The organism is Neorhizobium galegae (genome assembly GCF_017877055.1).
In the GTDB taxonomy this organism is placed as follows: domain Bacteria; phylum Pseudomonadota; class Alphaproteobacteria; order Rhizobiales; family Rhizobiaceae; genus Neorhizobium; species Neorhizobium galegae_D.
Genome location: NZ_JAGIPG010000005.1, coordinates 135,727 through 151,792 on the forward strand (window position 1 = coordinate 135,727; position 16,066 = coordinate 151,792).

The 16,066-nt window shown below is 61.9% G+C and carries 14 protein-coding genes; 9 read left to right on the forward strand and 5 right to left on the reverse strand.

What is annotated here, in order from left to right; all coding sequences use genetic code 11:
- The first annotated feature begins 174 nt into the window (after positions 1 to 174).
- Both J2857_RS26955 and J2857_RS26960 read left to right on the forward strand, forming a co-directional pair.
- On the forward strand, positions 175 to 1,356 hold the full coding sequence (locus J2857_RS26955) for an acetyl-CoA C-acetyltransferase (RefSeq protein ID WP_210013159.1): 1,182 nt from the start codon (positions 175 to 177) through the stop codon (positions 1,354 to 1,356).
- Between the two features lie 135 nt (positions 1,357 to 1,491).
- Entirely contained in the window at positions 1,492 to 2,220 is a 729-nt protein-coding gene (locus tag J2857_RS26960) for a beta-ketoacyl-ACP reductase (protein WP_210013160.1), read from the forward strand.
- Positions 2,221 to 2,471: 251 nt separating this feature from the next.
- On the opposite strand, the gene J2857_RS26965 is transcribed toward J2857_RS26960, so the two are convergent.
- Together J2857_RS26965 and J2857_RS26970 are read right to left on the reverse strand one after the other, a co-directional pair.
- On the reverse strand, positions 2,472 to 2,729 hold the full coding sequence (locus tag J2857_RS26965; protein WP_037081355.1) for a YMGG-like glycine zipper-containing protein: 258 nt from the start codon (positions 2,727 to 2,729) through the stop codon (positions 2,472 to 2,474).
- 41 nt (positions 2,730 to 2,770) lie between these two features.
- Positions 2,771 to 2,926 (reverse strand): DUF3309 family protein, encoded by a 156-nt coding sequence (locus J2857_RS26970; protein WP_007775119.1) that lies wholly within the window; start codon positions 2,924 to 2,926, stop codon positions 2,771 to 2,773.
- A gap of 725 nt (positions 2,927 to 3,651) precedes the next feature.
- Here J2857_RS26970 and J2857_RS26975 point away from each other — a divergent pair.
- From J2857_RS26975 to J2857_RS26995, 5 genes are all read left to right on the forward strand, one after another.
- Complete coding sequence (locus J2857_RS26975) at positions 3,652 to 6,885, forward strand: helicase-related protein (protein WP_210013392.1); 3,234 nt, start codon at positions 3,652 to 3,654, stop codon at positions 6,883 to 6,885.
- Between the two features lie 3 nt (positions 6,886 to 6,888).
- The gene (locus J2857_RS26980; RefSeq protein WP_210013161.1) at positions 6,889 to 7,302 is read left to right on the forward strand and encodes an RNA-binding S4 domain-containing protein; all 414 of its coding nucleotides are present in this window, start codon (positions 6,889 to 6,891) and stop codon (positions 7,300 to 7,302) included.
- A gap of 203 nt (positions 7,303 to 7,505) precedes the next feature.
- Complete coding sequence (gene fdxA / locus J2857_RS26985) at positions 7,506 to 7,844, forward strand: ferredoxin FdxA (RefSeq protein ID WP_046631722.1); 339 nt, start codon at positions 7,506 to 7,508, stop codon at positions 7,842 to 7,844.
- Positions 7,845 to 8,230: 386 nt separating this feature from the next.
- Entirely contained in the window at positions 8,231 to 8,803 is a 573-nt protein-coding gene (locus J2857_RS26990) for a CarD family transcriptional regulator (protein ID WP_046605164.1), read from the forward strand.
- Between the two features lie 302 nt (positions 8,804 to 9,105).
- The gene (locus J2857_RS26995; RefSeq protein WP_210013162.1) at positions 9,106 to 9,969 is read left to right on the forward strand and encodes an RNA polymerase factor sigma-32; all 864 of its coding nucleotides are present in this window, start codon (positions 9,106 to 9,108) and stop codon (positions 9,967 to 9,969) included.
- Positions 9,970 to 9,984: 15 nt separating this feature from the next.
- Here the strand turns inward: J2857_RS26995 and J2857_RS27000 are convergent, their stop codons facing one another.
- The gene (locus tag J2857_RS27000) at positions 9,985 to 11,499 is read right to left on the reverse strand and encodes a M48 family metalloprotease (RefSeq protein WP_210013163.1); all 1,515 of its coding nucleotides are present in this window, start codon (positions 11,497 to 11,499) and stop codon (positions 9,985 to 9,987) included.
- Positions 11,500 to 11,821: 322 nt separating this feature from the next.
- Between J2857_RS27000 and J2857_RS27005 the strand changes: the two genes are divergently transcribed.
- Positions 11,822 to 12,331: a winged helix-turn-helix transcriptional regulator gene (locus J2857_RS27005; RefSeq protein ID WP_210013164.1), complete on the forward strand. Its 510-nt coding sequence runs from the start codon at positions 11,822 to 11,824 to the stop codon at positions 12,329 to 12,331.
- Positions 12,331 to 13,746 (forward strand): MATE family efflux transporter, encoded by a 1,416-nt coding sequence (locus tag J2857_RS27010; RefSeq protein WP_245363921.1) that lies wholly within the window; start codon positions 12,331 to 12,333, stop codon positions 13,744 to 13,746. Before J2857_RS27005 ends, J2857_RS27010 begins: the two co-directional genes overlap by 1 nt.
- Here the strand turns inward: J2857_RS27010 and J2857_RS27015 are convergent, their stop codons facing one another.
- Together J2857_RS27015 and thiP are read right to left on the reverse strand one after the other, a co-directional pair.
- A complete protein-coding gene (locus J2857_RS27015; RefSeq protein ID WP_210013165.1) occupies positions 13,747 to 14,454 on the reverse strand; it encodes a thiamine ABC transporter ATP-binding protein in 708 nt (235 codons plus the stop codon).
- Positions 14,447 to 16,066, reverse strand: a complete 1,620-nt coding sequence (gene thiP, locus J2857_RS27020; protein ID WP_210013166.1) for a thiamine/thiamine pyrophosphate ABC transporter permease ThiP — start codon at positions 16,064 to 16,066, stop codon at positions 14,447 to 14,449. Before thiP ends, J2857_RS27015 begins: the two co-directional genes overlap by 8 nt.

A 16,066-nucleotide genomic window follows, 5' to 3' on the forward strand; every position in this document is an offset into this window, starting at 1 on the left:
CTTACAAACGATTTGTGCGGCGCGGCGACTGCTTTGTTGCGCAGCAAACCCGTGAAATCTAACGGGCATTTTGATGAGAGCCGGTGGCTGCCTTCCGGTGTCCGATCGGGGTTTGACTCTCGGCTAAAGCTTTGCCAGTCTCACGCATAAATATCTAATAAAAGGAAACGCCCCATGACCAATCCATCCATCGTGATCGCAGCCGCGGGCCGTACCGCGGTCGGCTCCTTCAACGGCGCCTTTGCCAATGTCCCGGCGCATGAGCTGGGTGCGGCGGCGATCAAGGGTGCGCTGGCGCGCGCCGGCGTCGAGGCGGCTGAGGTGGACGAGGTGATCCTCGGCCAGGTCCTGCCGGCCGGCGAGGGCCAGAACCCGGCCCGACAGGCGGCGATGAAGGCCGGTGTGCCGAAGGAAGCCACAGCCTGGGGCATCAACCAGCTCTGTGGCTCGGGCCTGCGCGCCGTCGCGCTCGGCATGCAGCAGATCGCGCTCGGCGATGCCAGGATCATCGTTGCCGGCGGCCAGGAATCGATGTCCATGGCGCCGCACTGCGCGCATCTGCGCGGCGGCGTGAAGATGGGCGACTTCAAGATGATCGACACGATGATCAAGGACGGCCTGACCGACGCTTTCTACGGCTACCACATGGGCATCACGGCGGAGAACATCGCCCGCCAGTGGCAGCTTTCCCGCGAGGAGCAGGACCAGTTCGCCGTCTCCTCGCAGAACAAGGCGGAAGCCGCACAGAATGCCGGCCGGTTCAAGGACGAGATCATCCCCTACCTCATCCAGACCCGGAAGGGTGATGTGACCGTCGAGAACGACGAATATATCCGCGCCGGCGCGACACTCGACTCGATGGCGAAGCTGCGTCCCGCCTTCGACAAGGAAGGCACCGTCACCGCCGGGAACGCATCCGGCCTCAACGACGGCGCGGCGGCTGCCGTGCTGATGACGGAGGCGGAAGCCGCTCGCCGCGGCATCACGCCAATGGCGCGTATCGTTTCCTGGGCGACGGCCGGCGTCGATCCGCAGATCATGGGCACGGGCCCGATCCCGGCTTCGCGCAAGGCGCTCGAAAAGGCCGGCTGGCGGGTCGCCGACCTGGAGCTGATCGAGGCCAACGAGGCTTTTGCGGCCCAGTCCTGCGCCGTCACCAAGGATCTCGGTTTCGATCCGTCGCTCGTCAACGTCAATGGCGGGGCGATCGCGATCGGCCATCCGATCGGCGCATCGGGTGCCCGCATCCTCAACACGCTGCTTTTCGAAATGAAGCGCCGCAACGCAAAGAAGGCGCTCGCCACGCTCTGCATCGGCGGCGGCATGGGCGTCGCCATGTGCCTCGAAGCCATGTGATATTTTAGAAGGATGTGGATAATCCCGCAGGTTGCAAAACTTCGTGGCGGGACTATCTCTCCATCAAGCATGTCAAAATAGGTAAGTATCCGGTCACACAGAAGGACCGGACCAAATCGAAGAGGGGAAAATCGCATGAGCAGGGTTGCATTGGTTTCGGGAGGAACGCGTGGGATCGGAGCAGCCATCTCCATCGCGTTGAAGGCGGTCGGTTATCGTGTTGCCGCAAATTTCGCGGGCAATGAGGAAAAGGCGAAGGCATTCCACGACGAAACCGGCATTCCGGTCTTCAAATGGGATGTCTCCAGCTATCAGGCCTGCGTCGACGGCATTGCAAAAGTGGAGGCCGAGCTCGGCCCGATCGAGGTGCTCGTCAACAATGCGGGCATCACCCGTGACGGCATGTTCCACAAGATGACACCTGAACAGTGGAACGAGGTGATCGGCACCAACCTGACCGGTCTCTTCAACATGACGCATCCGGTCTGGACGGGCATGCGCGACCGCAGTTTCGGCCGGGTCATCAACATCTCCTCCATCAACGGCCAGAAGGGCCAGATGGGCCAGGTGAACTATTCGGCGGCCAAGGCCGGCGATCTCGGCTTCACCAAGGCGTTGGCCCAGGAAGGCGCTGCAAAGAACATCACCGTCAACGCCATCTGCCCCGGTTACATCGCCACCGAAATGGTGCGGGCTGTGCCGGAAAAGGTGCTGAACGAGCGGATCATTCCGCTGATCCCGGTCGGGCGCCTCGGCGAACCGGAAGAGATTGCCCGTTGCGTCGTATTCCTCGCCTCCGACGATGCCGGCTTCATCACCGGTTCGACGCTGACGGCGAATGGCGGCCAGTTCTTCGCGAGCTGATCTTCGCCATTAACCTTCGAGCGGGTTTCTGCGCATGGTGGTTGCGCCGAAACGGCCGGTCTCTATGGTTAACAAACTGTTTTTACACGACATATTGCGGTGAACAAACCGCGAAACGGGTGATGTCGCCGATTCGTCGGCGATTCGTTCCGGCTTTGGCCAAAGGTTAATGCCGGCGGTCTCTGAGGCAAAACAAAACCGGCGCCGATTGCTCGGGCACCGGTCCTGAGGGACTGGATTATTGCTCGCGATTAGCGGCAACGCGCCTCGTAACGGCGGCCGTAACGGTCGCGATAGATGCAATAGCCGCGGCGTTCCGAGGACTGGCCGATCGCAGCGCCGACAAGGCCGCCTGCAACTGCGCCAACTGCCGCACCACCCCAACTATTCGTCACGGCACCACCGATCACCGCACCTGTGCCGGCGCCGATTGCGGTGCCGCGTTCAGTTGCAGTACAGGAGGCGAGCGTGCCGATCATGCAGCCCGCAATCAGAATCTTCTTCATCATGTCAGTTTCCCTTCCCTTTGGTACACACGGCTACGCCGCTTTTAAATCCTGCCCATCAGCAGCAGGATAATGATGATAAGCACTACAAGGCCCAATCCGCCCGACGGACCATAGCCCCAGCCTCGGCTATAGCCCCAATTCGGCAACGCGCCAATGAGTAGCAGAATGAGGATGACGAGCAACACGGTTCCGAGCATGGTTTTTCTACTCCGCTAGATAATCCGGTATGGATTTGGCGAGGAAACGTAGCACCGCGATTTTTGTTCCATCGGGTTGCACGCGTGTGCTCTCAGGTGTGGTTAAAGTGCGTTAGCCAATGTTAATGGCACCTGAACGATTCGCTTCGGAGGTCTTTACCGCGACGATTTTCTTGCGGGTCTCTCCTGATGGTGCCTACCATATCTTGTGAGAACAAATGGCGAAGACATGGATGTCTGTGATTCGTCGGCGATTCGTTCCGCGTTTGGCCTGAATCTTAATTCTGTGCTCGAACGAGGGTGGAGCAGCCTGAATCGGTTGATGAAACATTAACCATATCAATGGATTGACTCTTTCGATTCTTCGTGAAAGCGCAGCTTCGGGATGAATCCTTCGGTTGTGTGCACCCAATCTTGATGCAGATTCAGGATGTCGTGGGCGGAGCCGGGGCCGCATCAACATATAGCGGTGAACAAAAGCTGAATCTTCTGGAGTCTGCGATTCGTCTCCGATTCGTTCGCGTCTGTTCCTTGGGCGTTTGAAATTCGAATCGCCGAGCCTTGATTTGCTGCCTTCGGCGATCATTCTGCGGCCGCAAAACCATTCTTCAGGCTTGCGTTTGTCGGCCGAGATCGCCATGTGTTGCGTGGCTTTGAGTTTTGGGCGAAGGCGCGAGACTTGAGGCTTATGTGATGCGCGGAACCAGGCTTTGAATTTCCAGCCCATGATGCTCAGCGGGCGCGGCGTCACCGCCGTCCTCGGACCCACCAATACCGGCAAGACCCATTACGCCATCGAGCGAATGGTGGCGCATGGCACCGGTGTGATCGGCCTGCCGCTCCGGCTGCTGGCGCGCGAGGTCTATACGCGCCTTGTCGAGAAGGTCGGGGCCTCCCAGGTCGCGCTCGTCACCGGCGAGGAAAAGATCACCCCGCCGAATGCCCGCTTTTCCGTCTGTACCGTCGAAGCCATGCCGCGCGAGACGAAAGCCTCGTTCGTCGCGATCGACGAGGTGCAGCTTGCGGGAGATCTCGAGCGCGGCCATATCTTTACCGACCGCATCCTGCATCTGCGCGGGCGCGATGAAACGCTGCTTCTGGGGGCAGCGACCATGCGGCCTATCCTCGAAAGGCTCCTGCCGGGGATAACCGTCGTCGAGCGGCCGAGGCTCTCGCAGCTCTTCTATTCCGGCCAGAAAAAGATCACCCGCCTGCCGCAGCGTTCCGCGATCGTGGCGTTTTCGGCCGACGAGGTCTATGCGATCGCCGAGCTCATTCGCCGCCAGCGCGGCGGCGCTGCGGTCGTGCTCGGCGCGCTCAGCCCCCGGACCCGCAATGCTCAGGTCGGCCTCTACCAGTCCGGCGACGTCGAATATCTCGTCGCGACGGATGCGATCGGCATGGGGCTCAATCTCGACGTCGATCACGTGGCGTTCGCCCAGGACCGGAAATTCGACGGCTATCAGTTCCGCAGTCTCAATCCGGCCGAACTCGCGCAGATCGCCGGCCGCGCCGGGCGGCATGTGCGGGACGGGACGTTTGGGGTGACCGGTCAGGTCGCACCTTTCGAGGACGAATTGGTCGAGCGAATCGAAAGCCATCATTTCGATCCGGTCAAAGTGCTGCAGTGGCGCTCGAAAAACCTCGATTTTTCGTCACTCAAGGCTCTCCGGGACAGTCTGGATGCGGCGCCGACCCTTGCGGGCTTGACGCGCGCGCTTCCCGCGACCGACAGCCAAGCCTTTGATTATCTTTCGCGTTATCCCGAAATCAAGGACATCGCGACGACGCCGCAGCGGGTCGAGAAACTCTGGGAAGCCTGTGCCTTGCCGGATTACCGGCGAATTGCGCCGGCGCAGCACGCCGACCTTATTTCGACTCTTTTTTCCGATCTTGTACGCTTCGGGACGGTGAATGAAGAATTCATGGCGGAACAGGTTCGCCGCGCCGACCGCACCGACGGTGAAATCGACACGCTGTCGGCCCGCATAGCGCAGATCCGGACCTGGACCTACGTCTCTAATCGCCCTGGCTGGCTTGCCGATCCGACACACTGGCAAGAAAAGACACGGGAAATAGAGGATAGGTTATCGGACGCGCTACATGAAAGGTTGACGAAACGCTTTGTTGATCGCAGGACATCTGTGCTCATGAAGCGCCTGAGAGAGAATGCGATGCTGGAAGCTGAAATCAGTGTGAATGGCGATGTCTTCGTAGAGGGACATCACGTCGGGCAATTGGCCGGTTTCCGGTTTACGCCCGTTTCGGGAACCGAGGGGCCCGACGCCAAGGCGGTGCAGGGTGCCGCTCAGAAAGCGCTGGCGCTCGAATTCGAGGCGCGGGCTGCGAGGCTCTATGCCTCCGGCAACAGCGATCTGGCAGTCGGTTCCGACGGTTTCGTGCGCTGGCTCGGCGAACCCATCGCCCGTCTTGCGCCGACCGAGCATGTCATGCGTCCGCGCGTCATCCTGCTCTCCGACGAGCAGCTGACCGGCAATGCGCGCGAACACGTGCTCGCCCGCCTCGAACGCTTCGTCAATCATCACATCGCGACGGTTCTGAAGCCGCTCGACGATCTGTCGCGCGCCGAAGACCTGCAGGGCCTTGCCAAGGGGCTGGCTTTCCAGCTCGTCGAGAGCCTTGGCGTGCTGTTCCGGCGCGACGTCGCGGACGAGGTGAAGACGCTCGATCAGGATGCGCGCGCTTCGATGCGCCGCTACGGCATCCGTTTCGGCGCTTATCACGTCTTCATGCCGATGCTTTTGAAGCCGGCTCCGGCCGAGCTCATAACGCTCCTCTGGGCGCTGAAGAACGACGGTCTCGACAAGCCCGGTTACGGCGATCTCATCCCGGCGCTTGCGGCAGGGCGCACTTCCGTGGTCGCCGATCCGACGTTCGAGCGGATGTTCTACAAGCTTGCCGGTTTCCGTTTCCTCGGCAAGCGTGCGGTGCGTATCGACATCCTGGAGCGCCTTGCCGATCTCATCCGTCCGCTTCTGCAGTGGAAGCCCGGCGCGACGCCGCGTCCGGAAGGTGCCTATGACGGCCGCCGCTTCGTGGCCACGACCGCCATGCTCTCCATCCTGGGAGCTACGCCGGACGACATGGAAGAAATCCTGAAAGGTCTTGGATATCGTGCCGATGCCGTGAAGGCGGAAGAGGCGCAGGCGTTCCTGGCTGGCCAGGATGCCGGTTCGGCGAGCGCTGTAGCTGCCGCCGCACCGGCTGTGGCGCCGGCGGAAGACACGCCGGAGGCTTCCGAAACCGATGATGCCGATGCGAGCGACGCCCCGGCCGAGACTGCGGCAGAAGCCGCCCCGGCTGAGACTGCGGCGGAAGGTGCTCCAGCCGAGACTGCTCCGGAGACGGCTTCGGCCGAAGCTTCGGCAACCGGCTCCGCTTCTTCCGAAGAAGTTCCCGCGGAGCAGGCATCGGCTGGCGAACCGACCGACGAGGCAAAGGCTGCCGAGGCTGGAGAGCCGAAACCGGTCCTGCTGTGGCGTCCGGGCGGCGGCCGTGAAAACAACCAGCGTGGCGGACGTCCGCAGCATGGCGACCGTCGCGGTCATGGCGGCCAGCGCAACAACGCCGGCGGCGAGGCGGGCCAGCCTGCCCAGGGTCGCCGTGACGACCGTCGCGACGGCGGCGAGCGGCGCGATGCGCGTCCGAACGGCGAACGTGGTGGCGAACGCAACGGCGGCGGTGATCGCCGGGACGGCGGCAAGCCGAACCGCGACAACAACCGCCGGCCGGACAACAACAATAACAACAATCGCGGGGGCGATCGTCCGAACCGCGGGGAGCGCCACGAAGGTGGTCCGCGTCCGGACCGCAACGACCGCGGCAAAGGGCCGCAGCCCGCTCGCTTCGAGGCCAAGCCGCCCCGCAAGGAAAAGCCGATCGATCCGGACTCGCCCTTTGCAAAACTTGCAGCTCTCAAGGAGCAGATGAAGAAGTAGCCTATGACGGAAAAACAGCCACAATCCGGTTCGCGCCAGCGCATCGACAAGTGGCTGTTTTTTGCCCGCATGGCGAAGTCGCGGTCGATCGCCCAGGATCTGATCCGCTCCAACCACGTGCGCGTGAACGGCGATCTGGTTTCCCAGCCGAGCTTCCAGGTGAAGGCGGGCGATCGCATCGATCTCAAGCTGGAACGTCGTGATCTCGTGCTGATGGTGAAAGCCGGTGGGGAAAGGCGAGGGCCTTTCGAGGAGGCGCGGATGCTCTATGAGGACATCAGCCCTCCTCCTGAAGAAGCCAAGCGGCTGACGTTGTTCGAACAGGCGCAACGCGCGCAGGGAAGCGGCCGGCCGACCAAGAAGGAGCGCCGCGAGACGGATCGGCTGTTTCCAGGTATCGACGCGGACCTGGATTAGAAAAAACGACCCGATGTGCTTAGCTTTTCAGCACGGATATCCTTGCTAAGCAAAGCCAAAGGCTTTACCTGACTGTCGAAAAGCCGGATCGCCTACCTCCTGTCATTTTTGCAGTTGGGTTTTCGCCTCTCCCGGCTTTCCGGTGTGCCGGCGCTTCCCATCCGTCGACGTGCCGCTGATCCGCGAAAGTCCTGGAGTGCCGCATGACGTATGTCGTGACCGACAATTGTATCCGCTGCAAGTATACCGACTGCGTCGAGGTCTGCCCGGTCGACTGTTTTTATGAAGGCGAAAACTTCCTGGTCATCCATCCCGACGAATGCATCGACTGCGGCGTCTGCGAACCGGAATGTCCTGCCGAGGCGATCAAGCCGGACACGGAACCGGGTCTCGACAAATGGCTCAAGATAAACACCGAATTCGCTCAGATCTGGCCCAACATCACGGTCAAGCGCGATGCGCTGCCCGAGGCCAAGGAGATGGACGGCGTCGCCAACAAGTACGAGCAGTATTTCTCCGCCGAACCGGGCAAGGGCGATTGAGATTTGCCGCGCCGGCATAGGTCGCAAGCAGTTTCGAATCGCTTTGCCTTTTTGTTGGGCAGAGTGCGGGTGTGGCGCTCTGTGCACGTGCAAAAGCAAATTATTGATTTCCGCACTTTTTTGTGGTAGACAACAAGAACTGTTCCACAAGGCGGCACGTGTGTGCCCAAAAAACATCACGAAAGCAACAGACCACCCAAAGCGCGGTTTCCGTGACATTGCAACGCTCGAATGTTGTCGGTCGCAGTTCGCGGTGGGTGTTTTTTCGCTCGCGTTGGTCGGACCAGTATGGAGTGACCCGACGGTTTCCCCCGTCTCATCCGGGCCTGACAGACCCGGTTCCCCCGACCCGACAACGGGTGAGTAACAGGGAGTTTGTGAAACGAATGACGACTCAGCAGAAAAAGACTTCTCCCGCACGCCAGGGCTTCAAGACTGGTGAATCGATTGTATACCCCGCTCATGGCGTAGGCACTATCTCTGCGATTGAAGAGCAGGAAGTTGCCGGCATGAAGCTCGAGCTTTTCGTAATCGATTTCGAAAAGGACAAGATGCGCCTCAAGGTGCCAGTCGCAAAGGCCGTCAGCATCGGCATGCGCAAGCTGTCCGAAACGGATTTTGTGGAGCGCGCTCTCAAGGTTGTTCAAGGCAAGGCCCGCGTGAAGCGCACCATGTGGTCGCGCCGCGCCCAGGAATATGATGCAAAGATCAATTCCGGCGATCTGATCTCGATTGCGGAAGTGGTCCGCGACCTCTATCGCGCCGACAACCAGCCGGAACAGTCCTATTCCGAGCGCCAGCTTTATGAAGCTGCTCTCGACCGCATGGCTCGTGAAATCGCCGCCGTGAACAAGATGTCCGAAACTGAAGCCGTCCGCCTTGTCGAGGTCAATCTCGCCAAGGGTCCGAAGCGCGGCAAGAACGTCGAGGAAGATGAGGCGCAGGAAGAAGCGGCCTGATCATCCATCCATCGTTCTCCCAAAAACCCGGCCTTCGCGCCGGGTTTTTTATTGGAACTTTTTCTCCGCCTCCGCGTTAATCCGCCGGAACGGCGAACTGATGTGCGTCGGTTTGCGTTCGGGACAGCTAAGTGCGGGGCAGAAGATCGGTCTTTCGGACCGATCGTGAATCCCCCGCTGAACTCAAGACGAGGGGAGCAAAGGCGGCAGGAAAACAGGCAATCATCGTTCGGGCTTGTCGCACGGTGTTTCTAGTTTGTGCCCGCTGTTTTTGTCGGATCAGACCGTTCACGGAGAACACGATGACAGCCATGTCCGCAGACCGCATCATGATCAAGATAGCAATGTCCGCTCCATATCTCGCCCGGGAGGAGGAGCGCGATCTGGCGGTCCGCTGGAAGGACGATCAGGACCAGGATGCCCGCAACCAGATTGCCCTTGCGCATATGCGTCTCGTGATCGCCATGGCCTCGAAGTTCCGTGGCTTCGGATTGCCGATGAGCGATCTGGTACAAGAGGGCTATGTAGGGCTGCTCGAAGCGGCGGCAAGGTTTGAACCGGCCCGCGACGTGCGTTTTTCTACTTATGCCAGCTGGTGGATCCGCGCTTCAATGCAGGATTACATTCTCCGGAACTGGTCGATCGTGCGGGGCGGCACCAGCTCCGCGCAGAAGGCGCTGTTCTTCAATCTTCGCCGGCTGCGCGCCAAGCTCGCCCGCGGCGATTCCAATCTCACCGCCCGGGCCATTCACGAAGAGATCGCGGTCGCGCTCGGCGTCAGCGTCGCCGACGTCCAGACCATGGATGCCCGCCTCTCAGGCAATGATTCCTCGCTGCAGGCGCCATCGATCGCCGGCGATGCGGATAGCGGGGAACGGCTCGACATGCTCGCCAGCGCCGAACCGCTGCCGGATGAGCAGGTTTCCGGAATGATCGATGGCGAGCGGCGCCTGAAATGGCTGCAGGGCGCGCTCACCAAGCTCAACGACCGGGAAAAGAAGATCATTCGCGCCCGCCGCCTGACCGACGACGGCGCGACGCTCGAAGCGCTCGGCGCGGAACTCGGTATCTCCAAGGAGCGTGTTCGGCAGATAGAAAGCCGGGCGATCGAAAAGCTCAAGTCGGCGCTGGTTTCCGCCAATCCGCAGATGGCTGCCGCCTGCTGAGGCGGCGGGCTGATCTCATTCGGAAATGATCTTGAACTTCTGGCCCGGGGAGATTGTCGCCCCGGCCGGCAGTGCATTGATCAGTTTGAAAAGATCGAGCTTGCGATCCGTTCCCATCACGCGCGCCGATAGCGATGCGATGGTGTCGTCCTTGGTCGCCGTGACGATGCGGACTCTCAGCGGCTTCAGCGTCGCGATTTCCTGAGGTGTCATTCGGCGGAAGGTCGAACGCAGAATCTCGGCCGTCGTATCGAGCGCCGGGCTGCCCTTCGGCACTGCCGTCAGGAAGCGGAAGATCTGATTGTCGACGCGGATGACGGTCACGTCGAAATCCCAGCGTTCGGCGGAAGCCCGTGCGGTCGCCGCGGGCATGCCGTTCACCTGGATCTCCCGCACCGTCTCCGGCTGCAGGCCCGCAACCCAGCCGCTCGTCAGGTAGTTCGGCAGATTGTCGTTATCCCCCGCGGCAACGCCGTCGAAGCGGACCGCCGTTTCGCCGGGGCCGGTCGCCAGCACCGCTTCCACCTTGTTATCGATCCGGAAGTCCGGCGGCACGTCGAAACGGATGCCGAGGCCGCCATGCAGAAAAGTCTGGCCGCGGACGTAGCCCTCCTGCGGGCTGTCGCCATAAAGCAGGCCATCGATGCCGGCGATGTAATAGTCACGGCCCTTGTCGCCGACAGTGCCTTCCTGGCCGAAATTGCGGGCATGGCGGCGGGCGAGGTCGACGCGCTGGGCGGAGTTCGGATGGCTCGACAAGAAGTCGAGGCTCTGATCGTTATCCGGATCGACCGCCGAATAGCGGGCATAGGCCGCCATGGAATCCAGGAAGCGCGCCGCTGCGTAGGGGTCGTAACCCGCTTCGCCGAGCATTCGCACGCCGATTACGTCGGCCTGCAGTTCCTGCTGGCGCGAGAATGCCGCCAGGCGAAGTTTGCCGCGGGCAAGCGCCTGCTTGCCGGCGAGATCGCTGGAGAGGACTTCGGCCACGACGCGGCTGGCAATCACTTCCGCCTCTTCGCGGCGCTGGCGTTCGATACCGTGGTTGGCGGTCACGTGGCCCATCTCATGCGAGAGCACGGCCGCGACTTCCGAAGCATCATTGGCGAGCGCCAGAAGCCCGCGCGTCACGTAGAGATAACCGCCCGGCAGGGCAAAGGCGTTGATCGCCGGCGAATTCAAAATAGTGATGCGGAAAGACTGGTTGGGATTTTCCGAAACCGACGTCAGCGCACCAGCGATGCGGGCGACCAGGCGCTCGGTCTTGGCGTCGCGATATTCGCCGCCGTAACTGGCGACGATACGCGGATGCTCGCGCGCGCCCATCTGGGCTCGCGGATCGTTCTTCTGCACTTCGTCGACGATCTGGGGCGAGTCGGAGGGAGAGACATTCGGGGTATAGGCCTGATCGAAGAGCGACTGGCAGCCGGAAAGGATCGCACCGCTGAACAGCAGGGCGCCCAAGGCTCGTCGACCGGGCAGGGCACGAACAATCGTCCAGACAGCCGGGATAGCTGTGTCGCGCCTCATCGTCCTCGTCTTCCGCACCATCATTCCCAAGGTCCGCCATCCAGCTTGGCAGAGGTCCTCTCGATCCAAGCCGGCTCCTTCTCTATGTCGCTTAGCGATTTTCGCGTCGAATGCACAGATGCTCTTATTGAAATATGTCTCGCTGGTGCGTTTGCAATGAAAATCCCCGCTGCCTTTCCGCGATGCCATCGCGGCACGTCCAAATTGTGGCGAGTTCCATAACGGTCCGGCCTTCTCTGTCGCCAAACGTGATCACGCAAATAGTGACTTGCAAATTGCTAGTAACTTATGCCACAAGGCCGCGGTCACCTGGAGAGATTCCATGAAACGAGCAGGTCCCGCTGACACCGGATGTCCGGTACTGCGCAGTCTCAAACATGTCGGCGAGGGCTGGAGCTTCCTGATCCTGCGCGATGCGCTGGCGGGCACAACCCGCTTCGACGAATTCCAGCGCAATCTCGACATCGCCCCGAACATCCTGACCACGCGGCTGAAGTCGCTTGTCGAATCCGGACTGCTGGAACGGCGGCGATATTCCGAACGGCCGCCGCGTGACGAATATCACCTCACTGAGCGTGGCCGCGATTTCAAACCCGTGTTGCACGCGCTGCTTGCCTGGGGCAACCGACATCTCGCCCCGGAAGGCGAGAGCGTGGTGATCGTCAACAGGGAAACGGGCGAGCAGGCCGAGCCGGTTATGGTCGACCGTCGCAGCGGCAGGCCGCTCAGCGATCCCGTTTTCACCAATGCGGCAGGGCCGGCCGCAAACGAACGCATCCGCCGCCGCTATCCATCCATGAACCAGTTCCCGCAGCATAGAGAGGCTGATTGATGAGCGCCGTTACCACCGAAGCCGTCGAGGCGGCGTCTCCTTTCGAAAACGGCGACGCTGCGCCGATCAATCCGCGGACCCGGCAGCTGCTGCAGGATCCGATCCTGCCGATGCTGATCCGGCTCGCATGGCCGAATATCCTGATCATGCTCGCCCAGGCTTCGACGGGCCTGATCGAAACCTGGTGGGTTTCGCATATGGGCACGGCCGCGCTCGCCGGCATGGCGCTGGTCTTTCCGGCCGTGATGCTGATGCAGATGATGTCGGCCGGCGGTTTCGGCGGGGCGATCTCGTCTGGCATCGCCCGCGCCCTCGGCAGCGGCCGGCGTGACGATGCGGACCTGCTTGCCTGGCATGCGGTCGTGGTCAATGTCGCGCTCGGGCTGTTGTTTTCGGCGGTCATGCTTGCCTTCGGCCGACCTATCTATCAGGCGCTCGGCGGCGAAGGCCCGGAACTCGAAGCGGCGCTCGTTTATTCGAACGTCGTCTTCGGCGGCATGATCTTCGTCTGGCTGATGAACGGGCTTGCAAGCGTGGTGCGCGGCACCGGTAACATGCTGTTTCCGGCTCTGGTTACCTGTGTGGGGGCCGCTCTCCTGGTACCCTTCTCACCGTTGCTGATTTTTGGCTTCGGCCCTTTTCAGGGGTTCGGCATTGCCGGCGGCGGTCTCGCCCTGGTGCTCTACAGCCTGGGAGGAACGTCGGTCCTTGCCTGGTACATTCTCTCGGGCCGCAATCTGGTACGCTTCGGTGTCGGCCCGCTTCGCTGGGCGGTTTTCCGGAATATCCTCCGGCTCGGTGCCGCTGCGTCGATCAACTCCATTCTCACCAACGTGACCATCGGTGTGGCCACGGCATTGGTGGCGACTAAGGCGGGCGTCTCGGCGGTGGCCGGTTTCGGTACCGGGGCCCGGCTCGAATACCTGCTGATCCCGGTGATCTTCGGCATCGGCGCGCCGATGGTGGCGCTGGTCGGCACCAATATGGGGGCGGGGCAGAAGGATCGGGCGATGCGCATTGCCTTTACCGGCGCCGCGATTGCCTTCGTCGTCACCGAGACGATCGGCCTGATTGCGGCGATCTTCCCGGTCGCCTGGATCTCGCTGTTCAGCGAGGAGCATGGTGCCATCGACGCGGGCGTCGCCTATCTGCAGATTGTCGGGCCGGTCTACGGTTTCTTCGGCGCAGGGCTCGCCCTTCTTTTCGCTTCGCAGGGCGCAGGCCAGCTCTTCTGGCCGCTTGCATGCAATTTCCTCAGGCTCGTCATTGCAGCTGTCGGCGGTTGGCTGGCGCTCGAGCTGACCGGTTCGCTGAACGGATTGTTCTTTGCGCTGGCTGCCGCGCTCGTGGCTTATGGCGTCATCCTGTCTCTCGCGGTCCGCTCGGGCGTGTGGTTTCGCGCAAAGGCTGCCTGATCAGCCGGAGAGGAATCCGGCGAGTGCGGGAATATCGCGGCGGGCAAGGAATTCCTCGGCCGGTGCCTGCAGCGAGATCTGCCCGTGGTCGATGAAGATCGCGTGGTCGGCCAATCGGCCGACCTCATCCGGATCGTGGGTGACGATCAGCACCGTATTGCCCGTCTCGCGATGCAGGTCGATGAGCAGGCTGGCCATCGAAAGCCGAAGGCCGGGGTCGAGCGCCGCGAACGGCTCATCCATCAGCAAAACCGGCTTCCTGCGCACCAGAGCCCGCGCGAAGGCGGCGCGCTGCCTTTCGCCGCCGGAAAGGGTTCCCGGCATCCGCTTTTCGAAGCCGCCAAGGCCGACGCGCTCCAGTGCCTGCGAGATCGCCGCCCGGTCGCTGCCGGAAAGTTTGAGAGACGGACTGATGCCGAGCCCGATATTGGTGGCGAGGTCCAGATGGGCGAAGAGATTGTTATCCTGGAAGACCAGCGAGACCGGGCGCTCGGAGGGATGTTTCTCCGTCACGTCCTCGCCGGCAATCAGGATACGGCCGCGATCGGGCGCCTCGAAGCCCGCAACGAGGTTGAGGAAGGTTGACTTGCCGGAGCCGGAAGGGCCGGTGATCGCGGTCACGGCGCCGGCCGAAACCACGCAATCGAAGCGGAATTCCTTCGTGCCAAGCCTGAGCTCGACCTTTTCGAGCACGATCCCATCAGCCATGCTTTTCTTCCCGTTGACCGGCAGTGCCGATCATCGTCAGCCCCAGACAGATGATGCCAAGGATGAACGCCAGACCGTCGGCATCATTGGTGCGGTAGCTGGATAGCCGGCTATAGACAAGCCAGGGCAGGGTGGTGAGTTCGCTGGAACCGAATAGTGCCACCGCGCCGAGATCGCCGAGCGAGAGCGCCATGGCGAAGGACAGCGCCGTCAGCAGCGGCTTTGCCAGAACCGGCAGATCGATCTTCCGCAAGCGTGAAAAGCCCGAGAGGCCGAGGCTTGCGGCAAGCCTGCCGGTCCGCTTGCGATGCAGTTCGACGGCGGGTGACAAAACGCGCATCACGAAGGGAAGCGCCATCAGCATGTTGATGATCGCTACCAACGCCGGGGCGTAGCGCGCGACATCGCCGAACGGGCGCAACATCAGGAACCAGCCGGTCCCGAGCACGACCGGCGGCACGAGCAGCACCAGCGAGGACATTCCACCCAAGGACACGGAAAACGCCCTGGCCGTTCCACCGGGCCGCTTCATGTCGGCTATTGCCTCACGCCCGGCAATCATCGCCAGCGACGTCAGAACGGCCAGCAGGCCGGCGGAAAACGCGATCGTGAAACTCGTCCATGCGGCGCGCAGGAAGGCGGCGCTGTTGACGAGACCCCAGAGATTGGCCTGGACACCCGCGCCAACGATGGATGCGAGCGGCAGGATCAGGAATGTCGTGGCAAGCAGGATAACGAGAGCATCCCAAAGCCGTGCGGGCAAATTTCGGCCATCGAACCGGCGTGTCGCCCGGCCAGCGGTCACGACAGCGTCGTCAGGGGCTGGAAGAGGCGAAATCGCGATCAGGATGAGCGCCGTAATGCCGATCTGCAGCAGCGACAGCGCTATGGCGCGCGGCGGATCGAAATCGAAACGCAGCGACTGGTAGATCGCCACTTCGAGTGTGGTTGCAGCCGGCCCACCGCCGAGCATCAGGACGAGCGTGAAACTCGTGGCGCAGAGCATGAAGATCAGGCCGGTTATGCCGGGGATGACCCTGCGCGCCGCCGGCCATTCGATGAAACGGAAGACGGAAAAGGGTTTCATTCCCAAGCTCGACGATAGCTGCCAATATTCCGCCGGCAGCCGCTCCAGTGCCGCGAGCAATAATCTTGCGGCGAGCGGCAGGTTGAAGAACACATGGGCGATCAAGATGCCGGATAGCCCATAGATGCTCACCGGTTGCTCCAGGCCCAATTTCAACAGCAGGCTGTTCATTACCCCTTGCCGGCCCCAGATACCGATCAGGCCGAGCGCGCCGATCAGCACCGGCAGGCCCATCGGCAACGCCATCAGACGTATGATCCAGATGCGGCCCGGAAAACTTGGGCGGCGCGCGAGTGCGAGGGCGACGGGCAGCGCGAAAACCACCGACAGTAGTGTCGAGAGAGCCGCCTGCCACAGGGTGAAGCGCAGAATTCGCCAGGTATAGGCGGTGAACAGCCGGTTTTGGGTGCTGCCAGCATCCCAGGAGAGAAGGGCGGCGACCGCCATGCCGACGAAGAGGGCGATGCCGATCAGGCTCAACAGCCCCCAGCCTGTCCCCCGTCTCCGTTCAGCGCGCGTCAGCAT